General features: G+C 63.8%; 10 protein-coding genes. 3 read left to right on the top strand and 7 right to left on the bottom strand.

Going from position 1 to position 10,704, the window contains the following annotated elements; genetic code table 11:
- Window positions 1-81 precede the first annotated feature (81 nt).
- Window positions 82-981 (bottom strand): EAL domain-containing protein, encoded by a 900-nt coding sequence (locus EOA75_RS21270; protein WP_095823235.1) that lies wholly within the window; start codon window positions 979-981, stop codon window positions 82-84.
- 205 nt (window positions 982-1,186) lie between these two features.
- On the opposite strand from EOA75_RS21270, the gene EOA75_RS21265 reads away from it, so the two are divergent.
- Window positions 1,187-2,389: a pyridoxal phosphate-dependent aminotransferase gene (locus EOA75_RS21265; protein WP_127325079.1), complete on the top strand. Its 1,203-nt coding sequence runs from the start codon at window positions 1,187-1,189 to the stop codon at window positions 2,387-2,389.
- A gap of 74 nt (window positions 2,390-2,463) precedes the next feature.
- On the opposite strand, the gene EOA75_RS21260 is transcribed toward EOA75_RS21265, so the two are convergent.
- Window positions 2,464-2,859 (bottom strand): cupin domain-containing protein, encoded by a 396-nt coding sequence (locus EOA75_RS21260; RefSeq protein ID WP_095801631.1) that lies wholly within the window; start codon window positions 2,857-2,859, stop codon window positions 2,464-2,466.
- 273 nt (window positions 2,860-3,132) lie between these two features.
- On the opposite strand from EOA75_RS21260, the gene EOA75_RS21255 reads away from it, so the two are divergent.
- Window positions 3,133-5,184 carry an elongation factor G gene (locus EOA75_RS21255; RefSeq protein WP_127325078.1) on the top strand — a complete coding sequence of 684 codons (2,052 nt, stop codon included), beginning with the start codon at window positions 3,133-3,135 and terminating at the stop codon, window positions 5,182-5,184.
- A gap of 821 nt (window positions 5,185-6,005) precedes the next feature.
- On the opposite strand, the gene EOA75_RS21250 is transcribed toward EOA75_RS21255, so the two are convergent.
- Together EOA75_RS21250 and trxB are read right to left on the bottom strand one after the other, a co-directional pair.
- Complete coding sequence (locus tag EOA75_RS21250) at window positions 6,006-6,902, bottom strand: LysR family transcriptional regulator (RefSeq protein WP_095777339.1); 897 nt, start codon at window positions 6,900-6,902, stop codon at window positions 6,006-6,008.
- A 72-nt stretch (window positions 6,903-6,974) separates the two neighbouring features.
- A complete protein-coding gene (gene trxB, locus EOA75_RS21245; protein WP_067326669.1) occupies window positions 6,975-7,949 on the bottom strand; it encodes a thioredoxin-disulfide reductase in 975 nt (324 codons plus the stop codon).
- Window positions 7,950-8,169: 220 nt separating this feature from the next.
- Between trxB and EOA75_RS21240 the strand changes: the two genes are divergently transcribed.
- Complete coding sequence (locus EOA75_RS21240) at window positions 8,170-8,646, top strand: Lrp/AsnC family transcriptional regulator (RefSeq protein WP_066994506.1); 477 nt, start codon at window positions 8,170-8,172, stop codon at window positions 8,644-8,646.
- A gap of 68 nt (window positions 8,647-8,714) precedes the next feature.
- On the opposite strand, the gene EOA75_RS21235 is transcribed toward EOA75_RS21240, so the two are convergent.
- The 3 genes from EOA75_RS21235 to rfaE2 all read right to left on the bottom strand — a co-directional run.
- The gene (locus tag EOA75_RS21235; protein WP_127325077.1) at window positions 8,715-9,347 is read right to left on the bottom strand and encodes an HAD family hydrolase; all 633 of its coding nucleotides are present in this window, start codon (window positions 9,345-9,347) and stop codon (window positions 8,715-8,717) included.
- Window positions 9,340-9,912, bottom strand: a complete 573-nt coding sequence (locus tag EOA75_RS21230; RefSeq protein ID WP_066994501.1) for an SIS domain-containing protein — start codon at window positions 9,910-9,912, stop codon at window positions 9,340-9,342. Before EOA75_RS21230 ends, EOA75_RS21235 begins: the two co-directional genes overlap by 8 nt.
- Window positions 9,913-9,919: 7 nt before the next feature.
- Window positions 9,920-10,704, bottom strand: a 785-nt coding sequence (rfaE2, locus tag EOA75_RS21225) for a D-glycero-beta-D-manno-heptose 1-phosphate adenylyltransferase (RefSeq protein WP_127325076.1), incomplete at its 5' end; no start/stop codon positions are given.

Here is a 10,704-nt window from a genome sequence, read left to right as displayed (position 1 = left end):
ATTGAAGGCCGATCTCGTCTTCGAAGATCGCTTCGGCGACACCACGCCGCCTTTCGGGGCGCTGCCTGTCGGGCCGCCCGATCATGGCGTCACCTTGCGCCCAAACGCCTTGGTCGGGCGAGCTGACGCCACCGGAGCGGGACTGGCGGCCGCGATCGTTTTGCCCTCCCCGGCCGCGGGCGCCTGCACGCTCTTGCCGAAGACGCGAAGACTGGTCGAGGCCAGCTCCGGCCGGGCAAGCACATAGCCTTGCACCATCGACGCCCCGGATTTCTCGGCGAGCTCGAGCTGCCAGCCTTCCTCGATGCCTTCGAACACCGTGCGGATGCCCTGACTTTCGAAGCTCGTCACCATCGTTGTCAGCAGCGCGAATCCGGCTCCGGACTCCATCAGCTGCGTGATCCAGTTGGCGTCGAACTTGACGATGTCCGGCCGCAATTCCTTGATGCGGTTGATGTCGGATTCGTCGGCGCCGTAATCGTCGACGGCGATGCGGAACCCGTTGGCGCGCAGCGCCTCGACGAAGCTGTAGAGCGTTTCCTGCGAAGCCGATTTCTGCTCGGTGACCTCGCACACGATACGGCGCGGGTCGATGCCGGCCTCGTGCAGCACCAGCCGCATGTCGCGCAGCGCCTTGTCGACGATGGCGCGGTCGGTGAACACCGACGGATCGAAATTGACGAAAATCGACGCCTCTTGCGGCAGACAGCCGCCGGCGTTGAGCAGATGCAGCGTCCTGGTCAGCGCCTCGATATGCAGCCGGTCGCCTGCGGGGCAAGTGCCGAAGAAGCTCATCGGCGATTGCGGCTCACCGTCGCGGAACGGGCGGATAAGCCCCTCGAAGGCGACGAGCGAAAGCTTGCCTCCATCGAAGGCGAAGATTGGCTGGAAGGCGCTCTGCAGCGTGTAGATTCCCCAGACACCGCTTGAGGTGCCGTCATCATGACGGATGATATGGGCAAGCCCGATGCTGCGCGACAAAGGTCCCTCGCTCCGCAGAATAAGCGGAATTCGATCTGCCATCCTGCCAGCCAAGGGTTTACCGCTCGTTGATGAATTTATAGTTGCCGCTCACGCCACCTTGACCTCTGGATCACCCGACAATGCTTGCGCTTGGCCCGATGATGCGACATGAGAGGCGCCGCGGCCGCTCCTGGCCGCGCCCTTCTCTTGGAGACGCTCTGTCATGGCCTTTCTTGCCGACGCCCTTTCCCGCGTGAAGCCTTCCGCGACCATCGCGGTGACGCAGAAAGCGCGTGAGCTGAAAAATGCCGGCCGTGACGTCATCGGCCTCGGCGCCGGCGAGCCGGACTTCGACACGCCCGATAACATCAAGAACGCGGCGATCGAGGCGATCCGCCGTGGCGAGACCAAGTACCCGCCGGTCTCCGGCATCGCGCCGCTGCGCGAGGCGATCGCCAAAAAATTCAAGCGCGAGAACAATCTCGACTACCGACCGGAGCAGACCATCGTCGGCACCGGCGGCAAGCAGATCCTGTTCAACGCCTTCATGGCGACGCTGAACCCCGGCGACGAGGTCATCATCCCACGCCCCTATTGGGTGAGCTACCCGGAAATGGTGGCGATCTGCGGCGGCACGTCCGTCTTTGCCGACACCTCGATCGACAACGGCTTCAAGTTGACGGCTGAGGTGCTGGAAAGGGCGATCACGCCGAAGACGAAATGGCTGCTGATGAACACGCCGTCCAACCCATCGGGCGCCGCTTACACCGAGCGTGAACTCAGGGCCCTGGCCGACGTGCTGCTCAAGCACCCGCATGTCTGGACGCTGACCGACGACATGTATGAGCACCTGACCTATGGCGACTTCGTCTTCAAGACCATCGCCGAGGTCGAACCGAGCCTCTACGAGCGCACGCTGACCATGAACGGCGTGTCGAAGGCCTATGCCATGACCGGCTGGCGTATCGGCTACGCCGCCGGCCCGGTGCCGCTGATCAAGGCAATGGACATGATCCAGGGCCAGCAGACTTCCGGCGCCTGCACCATCGCGCAATGGGCGTCCGTCGAGGCGCTCAACGGCCCACAGGACTTCATCGCCAAGAACAAGGCGATCTTCCAGGGCCGGCGCGACCTCGTCGTGTCGATGCTCAACCAGGCGCGCGGCATCTCTTGCCCGTCCCCGGAAGGCGCCTTCTACGTCTATCCATCCTGCGCCGAGCTGATCGGCAAGAAGACGAAGGCCGGCAAGGTCATCGACAATGACGAAGCCTTCTGCTCGGAGTTGCTCGAAGCCGAAGGCGTTGCCGTTGTGTTCGGATCGGCCTTCGGCCTCGGCCCGAACTTCCGCATCTCCTACGCAACATCGGAGGCGCTGCTGGAGGAAGCCTGCACCCGCATCCAGCGCTTCACTGCGTCGCTGACCTGATCGGCAACGCCGCCATCCACAAAAACCCGGCTTCGCGCCGGTGGCTTCGCGCCGGGTTTTTGCTGGGACGGCAATCAGCCGCCATACTGCTCGTCGGAGACCGCCTCGAGCCACTCGGCATGGACGCCGTCCAGCGCTTCCTGCATGGCGACATGCGTCATCGTGGTCTTCGGCCCGGCGCCGTGCCAGTGCTTTTCACCCGGCGCGAAGGAGATGACGTCGCCGGCCCTGATCACCTCGATCGGCCCGCCCCACGTTTGCGCAAGCCCGGCGCCGGCGGTGACATAGAGCGTCTGGCCGAGCGGGTGCGTGTGCCAATGCGTGCGGGCGCCCGGTTCGAAACTGACCAGGGTCGCCCTCAGCCGCGCCGGCGCCTCCTTCTCGATGATCGGCGTCTGCAGCACCTTGCCGGTGAAATACTTTTCAGGCGCGATGATCGTCGGCACGCTGCCGCACGCAATGATCCTCATCGTAGAAACTCTCAAATCGTTAGGGACCGTCCGCCGCAGCGGGAGGTCAGTTTCTTGCTATATGGCGACCGGCGCAATCGCCTTTGAGCGCTTGAGCCACCGGGCTGTTCGAAACCGAGCACAAAACCAAAGCCGGCGCATTTCCTATTTTCCTTGCCCTCTCCGCTAACCCGTGTGACGATGGCCTTGGCAGGTGGTGAGCAACAACCCCGCCCGCGACGGCTGAACAGGCCGGCCGCCGCTCCCAGGGAAACGCCTGAGTGGAGGTCAGCCATGGGTAATCGCGCCGGAGGACGACGCACGGGACCGAAATGCATCGCCATAGTCGGTCCCTTCGCAAGCGGTAAGACGACACTTCTCGAAGCTATCCTCGCCCGCACGGGCGCCATTCCCCGCCAGAATCCCGTCTCATCGGGCAACACGGTTTCCGATCATTCGCCAGAAGCCCGCGCCCACGCCATGAGCGTCGAGGCGACCTTTGCCACGACGGAATTCATGGGCGAGCAGTTCACCTTCGTCGATTGCCCCGGTTCCATCGAGTTCGCCTTCGAGGCGGAGCCGGTGCTTGCCGCCTGCGATGTCGCCGTGGTCGTGGCCGAAGCGGACGAAAAGAAGATACCCGCGCTTCAGCTCATCATGCGCAAGCTCGACGATCTCGGCGTGCCGCGCATCCTGTTCCTCAACAAGGTGGACAAGGCGGTCGCCGGCGTGCGCGAGACGCTAAAGATGCTGCAGCCGGCCAGCTCGGCGCCGCTGCTGCTGCGCCAGATTCCATTGCGCAAGGATGGTGTCGTCATCGGCTCGATCGATCTGGCCTTGGAGCGCGCCTATGTCTACCGCGAATATGCCGAAAGCCAGGTCGCCGAGATTCCGGACGACGACAAGGCGCGCGAGCTCGAGGCACGGTTCTCGATGCTGGAGACGCTGGCCGACCATGACGACCAGCTGATGGAGCAGTTGCTGGAGGAGATCGAGCCGCCGAAGGACGCGATCTTCGATGACCTTGCCGCTGACCTGCGCGCCGGCTCGGTGACGCCGGTGCTGATCGGTACCGCCGAGAAGGGCAACGGTGTGCTGCGCCTGTTGAAAGCTATCCGCCACGACGCGCCTGACGTCGAGGCGACGCGCAAGCGCCTTGGCGCGCCTGATGGCAGCCAGACGGTCGTGCAGGTGATGAAGACCATCCACACCGCGCATGGCGGCAAACTGTCTATTTCGCGTGTGCTTTCCGGCCAGGTGGCCGACGCGGCCGAACTCTTCCTCTCCAGCGGCGACACGACGAAGGTCTCCGGCATCTACAAGATGCTTGGCAAAGACCAGTTGAAGCTGCCGTCGGCCAAGGCTGGCGATACCGTCGCGCTCGGCAAGCTCGACAATGTCAGGACCGGCCAAACGCTGAGTTCGGCCAAGGGCGGCATCAAGCCGCTGATCGCCCTGGAGCCCCCGCAACCGGTGTTCGCATTCGCTCTGCGCCCCAAGGAGCGCAAGGACGAGGTCAAGATGTCGGCAGCGATCCAGAGGCTAGCCGAGGAAGACCCCTCGCTCAGCCTGCACCACAACCAGGATTCCGCGGAGACCATATTGTCGGGCCATGGCGAAATGCACCTGCGCGTCGTGCGCGAGCGGCTGGAGGGCAAGAACCAGATCCCGATCGATGGCCATTCGCCGGCGGTGCCCTATCGCGAGACGATCCGCAAATCCGCGCAGCAGCGCGGCCGCCACAAGAAACAGTCGGGCGGCCACGGCCAGTTCGGCGACGTGGTGATCGAGATCAAGCCGCTGCCGCGCGGCACGGGTTTCCAGTTCACCGACACCATCACCGGCGGCGTCGTGCCAAAAACCTACATCCAGTCGGTGGAGACCGGCATCCGCGACTATCTGAAATCCGGTCCGCTCGGCTTCCCGGTGGTCGATGTCGCCGTCAACCTTTCGGACGGCTCCTATCATGCCGTCGACTCGTCCGACATGGCCTTCCAGATGGCGGCCAAGCTGGCGATGAAGGAAGGCATGGCGGCCTGTTCGCCGGTTCTGCTGGAACCGATCATGAAGGTCGAGATCGTCACGCCTTCAGATGCGACCTCGAGGATTATCGCTTTGATCCCGCAGCGGCGCGGCCAGATCCTTGGCTATGACGCGCGGCCCGGCTGGCCGGGCTGGGACGTGGTCGAAGCGACCATGCCCCAGGCCGAGATCGGCGACCTGATCATCGAGCTGCGCTCGGCGACGGCAGGCGTCGCCAGCTACAAGGCCGTCTTCGACCATATGGCCGAGCTGACCGGGCGCCTCGCCGACGAGGCGATGAACGCCAACGGCAAGGCCGCCTGATCGGATCTTGTTGAAGACGTGAAAACGGCGCCCGGATCGTCCGGGCGCCGTTCTTATTGCGGACTGTCTTCCTTGGGAGGCAACGGCAGGTCCGCCGCATCAGGAAATGGATCGGACGCGGTAGCTGCCTGAGCCCGGCCTGTCCGAGTGATGCCCCCATCTCCCGGACCGACCAACCGCGTCCTATGATCTACCTAATCGATAGAGTGCGTCTGCGACATGTTACCCGATGTTACATGTCACTGTTACGCGGGCCGCGCGCACGCATTTCTGGTGTCGGCGTGACTTCGGCGCAACAAAAAAGCCGGATCAATAAAGATCCGGCTGAGTTTGATTGGAAGTGCCGATTAGGGCTAACCTCCAGAGGGGAACACTCGAGGGCGCTAATGGGAGGAGAACGCGCCCTGGAGATGAACTATATATGTGCTCATCATGCTCAAGAAACAAGCATCTATTTTGCAACACACGCATGCAAAAAGAGGTAGGCTGTGGTCTAATCCGTCGCGAGAACCGATAGGACCAGAAAAAATCGCCGAATCCAGAGCCGTTCCGGACTGAAAGCGATCGCTGATATGCAAACCGGGTCAGATTCCGGTGCCGAAATACGCTAAATTCACAATGATGCGAACTTGGGCTGGTCGCGTTTATTTCTGCGGCAGGAGAGCCCGATGCGAACTTTTTCGGCAATTGCCGGCAGCGCCTTGTTCTTTGTCTCCGCCCCGGGCGCGCTGTCTCCGGCTGGCTGCCCCACGCCATGGCGCGCTTAAGTCCCTGTCGTGGGCCAGGTCAGGCCGGCACCACCCGAATATCGGCAGGTCCTGCTAGTAGGACCAACTGCGCGCCTTGGCGATGATGAAATCGCGGAACACGTGCAGCTTCGCCTGGTTCTTCATCGCGTCGGGATAGGCGAAATAGGTGTCGAAGGACGGCACCTCGGTTTCGGGCAGCAACTGGACGAGGTTCGAGTCCTTGTTGATGACGTAGTCGGGCAGCATGGCGATGCCGGCGCCGCCCTGGACCGCGCGCTTGATAGACAGGATGTCGTTGATCTGCAGCGTCGGCACCCTTTGCCCGCCCTCGAAATCGCCGACCGTCTCCAGCCAGTTCAGCTCCGACAGATGCGAGGGCACCGGCACGCCGAAGGTGACGATCCGGTGGTTCCTGAGCTCGGCGATCGAGGCGGGCTTGCCGAACTTCGCCACATAGGAAGGCGACGCATAAAGGTGGAAATGCACCGTGAACAGCCGGCGCTGGATAAGATCCGGCTGCTGCGGCTGGCGTAGGCGGATGGCGCAATCGGCCTGACGCATGGTGAGGTCGAGTTCCTCGTTGGCGAGGATGAGCTGCAGGCTGATCTCGGGGTAGAGCTCGATGAATTCCTGCACGCGCTCGGTCAGCCAGCCGGCCCCGAGCCCCACCGTTGTTGTGACCCTCAGCACGCCGGACGGGCGATCCTTGGTCTCGGTCAGCCGCGACTTGATCGTCTCCAGCTTCATCAGCACGTCATGTGCCGTGCGGAACAGCATCTCGCCCTGCTCGGTCAACACGAGGCCACGCGCGTGGCGATGGAACAGCGCCACGCCGACGTCATGCTCCAGTGCGCTGACCTGCCGCGAGATCGCCGACTGCGACAGATGCAGCGTTTCGGCGGCATGGGTAAACGACCCAGCCTCCGCCGCAGCGTGAAACACGCGTAGCTTGTCCCAGTCCAGCGCCATGATTCCCCTCGTGTTGCCCTTGGCGTCTGAATGAAAAATCAGGCTTTTAAACGGCTTTTTTCAGCCGATCGATTATTCCGCCGCTTCGCGGTGAACCTCGATCCCCGCCAGATATTTCTCCGCCTCGAGCGCGGCCATGCAACCGAGCCCGGCAGCTGTAACCGCTTGCCGGTAGACATCGTCGGTGACGTCGCCGGCGGCGAAAACGCCGGGAACGTCGGTACGGGTCGAATCGGGCGCCGTCCACAGATAGCCGTTCGGCTTCTGCTTCAGCTTGCCGATGAAAAGCTCGACCGCCGGCGCATGGCCGATCGCGACAAAGACGCCATCGACCTGCAGCCGCGACACTTCGCCCGTCACCACATTGCGCAGCTTCAAGCCGTCGACCGAAGGCGGCAGCGGTGCCTTGCCCGGCTGCCCGGTGATCTCGTCGACGACGGTATCCCAGATGATGCGGACATTGTCCTTCTTGAACAGCCGCTCGCGCAGGATGCGCTCGGCGCGGAAATCGTTGCGGCGGTGAATGACGGTGACGCTCCTGGCGAGGTTGGCGAGGTAGAGCGCCTCCTCCACCGCCGAATTGCCGCCGCCGACCACGGCGACATCCTTGCCGCGATAGAAGAAGCCGTCGCAGGTGGCGCAGGCCGAGACGCCGAAGCCCATGAACGTCTGCTCGGACGGGATACCCAGCCACTTGGCTTGCGCGCCGGTGGCGATGATCAAAGCGTCGGCGGTGTAGACGGTGCCGGAATCGCCGGTGGCGCGAAACGGCCGCACATTGAGATCGACCTCGGTGATGATGTCGTTGACGATCTCGGTGCCGACATGCTCGGCCTGCTTGAGCATCTGCTCCATCAGCCAGGGGCCCTGGATCGGATCGGCGAAGCCCGGATAGTTTTCGACGTCGGTGGTGATCATCAACTGACCGCCCTGCTGCAGGCCGGCGACAAGCATCGGCTTCAGCATGGCGCGGGCGGCATAGATCGCCGCGGTGTAGCCGGCCGGCCCGGAGCCGATGATGAGAACGGGCGCGTGTTTGGTGTTCATGAAAAAGTCCCCTGCGGCGCGAGGGCCGTGGTTTTGTTGCCGGTAATGTAAGTGCTGCCCGCCAAGCCAGCAAGGCAGCTTGGCCTTCGTCCCCGGAAAGCTTCATAGCGGTATACAGGGCCATATCGCAGCCAGTTGCAGAAAAATCATCGCAAAGGGATGGCCTCGCGCGCGAAACCAAATTACAAAATCGCGAAAGATTCTTGCGCGAAAGCCGATCATGCCGCTCAAAGCCGATCTCGACGCCATCGACTGGAAGATCCTGCGAGAGCTGCAGAGTGACGGTCGTATGACCAATGTCGAGTTGTCCGGCCGCGTCGGCATCTCGGCGCCGCCTTGCCTGCGCCGCGTCAGGCGACTGGAAGAGGCCGGCATCATCCGCGGTTACCGTGCGCTCCTCAATGCGCCGGCGCTCGGCATGGATGTCGTCGCCTTCTGCCTGATCGGCCTGCACCATCAGGCCGACGCCGAGCTCAAGGCTTTTGCCGAGCGGACGAGGGGCTGGCCGATCGTTCGCGATGCCTGGATGGTGTCGGGCGAGTCCGATTTCCTGCTGCATTGCGTGGCAAGCGACCTTGGCACCTTCCAGACCTTCGTCATCGAGGAGCTCGCCTCGGCGCCCAATGTCGACACGGTGCGCACCGCGCTGACCATCCGCCGGGTCAAGGATGAGGGGCTGGTCGCCTTTCCGGCTTAATGCGCCGGCTTCCGATGAAGCCGCTGGAAAAACAGCGGTTTGGCGCTCAATTTTGAATCAATCCGCGATCATTGCGATCGTATCGCGGTGAGCAGACCTTCCAGGTCCCGCACATCGCGCAGCGGCAAAACGGAAAAGCCGCCCATCGGTGTGGCTTCGCCATCGACAAGCCAGCCGCGCTCGAGGCCGGCGCGCTGGCCTGCTTCCATGTCGGCCGGCTTGTCGCCGACGATCAGCGATCGCTTGAGATCGAGGCCGAGGCGGCGCCCTGCCTCGAGCAGCATGCCCGGATTGGGCTTGCGCATCGGATGATCGGCCATCGCCAGCGGGCCCGAACCGGCCTCGTGGTAGGCGCAGGCCAGCACCATGTCGACGGCTGCGTTCTTCTCGGCAAGCAGTTCGAGCACCCGCTGATTGACCCGGGCGAAGGCATCCCAGCCAAAATAGCCGCGCGCGATACCGGACTGGTTGGTGATGACGACGACCGGAATGCCGCGCCGATTCGCGGCTTCTATGGCAGGCGCGATACCGTCGCGCAGCACCATGGCGTCCGGATCGTCAGGATAGCCGGTATCGATATTGATGGTGCCGTCACGGTCTAGAAACAGTGCCGGCAGGCCAGCCGGAAACGCCTTGGCGCCAATCCGCTCGATCCACAGGCCGGGCTCGACGAGCGGAAAATCCCCTTCGCGGTCAGCCATTGCTGAGACGCGCTTCGACCGCCTCGCACAGGTGGTGATAGAGGCAGAGATGCCCCTGCTGGATGATCGGCGTCGAGGTCGACGGCACGTTGAGCAAGATGTCCGTGAGCGGCTTGAGCTTGCCCCCGGTGTCGCCGGTGAGGCTGATCACCGTCATGCCCATGGCCCGCGCCTGCTCGGCGGCGGCAAGGATGCTCGGCGAATTGCCGCTGGTGGAGATGGCGAGCAATACCGCGCCTTCCGACCCATGCGCCTCTACCTGGCGTGAGAAGACGGTGTCGAAGCCGTAGTCGTTGCCCCAGGCGGTCAGCACCGCCGCATTGGCCGGCAGCGCGATGACATTGTAGGCCTTGCGCTCTTTAAGGAACCGGCCGACCAGTTCGCCGGCGATGTGGATGGCGTCGCTCGCCGAGCCGCCATTGCCGCAGATCAGCAGCGCCTTGCCGTGTGACAGCGCCTTCACGACCGCGCTCACCGCGCGCTCCATCTCGCCGGTGAGATCGCGCTCGACCATTGCCGAGATCGCCGCCGCGGAGCGGACCAGATAGTCGTTCAGCTCGGACATGAAACCCTCAATTCGCGCCGCCGGCGCGCAGCTTGCCGATGGTTTTGGTGGTGCTCTTGCCGGCGACGAGGTCGACCAGCACCACACGCCCGCCCGCGTTCTGCACCACGTCGGCGCCGACCACGGTCTCGATCGTGTAATCCGCGCCCTTGACCAGGATGTCGGGCAGAAGCGCCTCGATGAGCTTGAGCGGCGTGTCTTCCTCGAAGACGACAACGGCATCGACCGAGGCGAGCGCCGCGAGCACACAGGCGCGGTCGTGCTGGTCGTTGACCGGACGTCCGGGCCCTTTCAGCCGGCGCACCGAGGCGTCGCTGTTCAAGCCGAGCACCAGCCGGTCGCATCGGCTGCGCGCGGCGTGCAGCAGGCTGACATGGCCGGCATGCAGAATGTCGAAGCAGCCATTGGTGAAGCCAACCGACAGCCCCTCCTCTTTCCAGGCCGCCACCATCCTGGCCGCCGCATTGGCGTCGAGAATGGCGTCCTTGTGGGCGACCGGTCCATGCGAGCGGAACAGCGCGCCGGAAAGCTCCTCCACTGTCAGCCGCGCCGTGCCGCGCTTGCCAACGACCACGCCGCCGGCGGCATTGGCGATTGTAGCAGCCTGCACCCGGTCGGCGCCCGCGGCGAGCGACAGCGCGAAGGTGGCGATGACCGTGTCGCCGGCGCCGGAGACGTCGAACACTTCGCGCGCCTGCGTGGAGATATGGCGGGCATCCTCCGCGGTGACCACGCTCATGCCCTTTTCGCTGCGCGTCGCGACGATGAACTCGAAGTCATGCGCGGCAATCA

It is taken from the genome of Mesorhizobium sp. M1A.F.Ca.IN.022.07.1.1, from assembly GCF_003997575.1.
In the GTDB taxonomy this organism is placed as follows: domain Bacteria; phylum Pseudomonadota; class Alphaproteobacteria; order Rhizobiales; family Rhizobiaceae; genus Mesorhizobium.
This window is presented reverse-complemented; position numbering and strand designations above follow the sequence as displayed.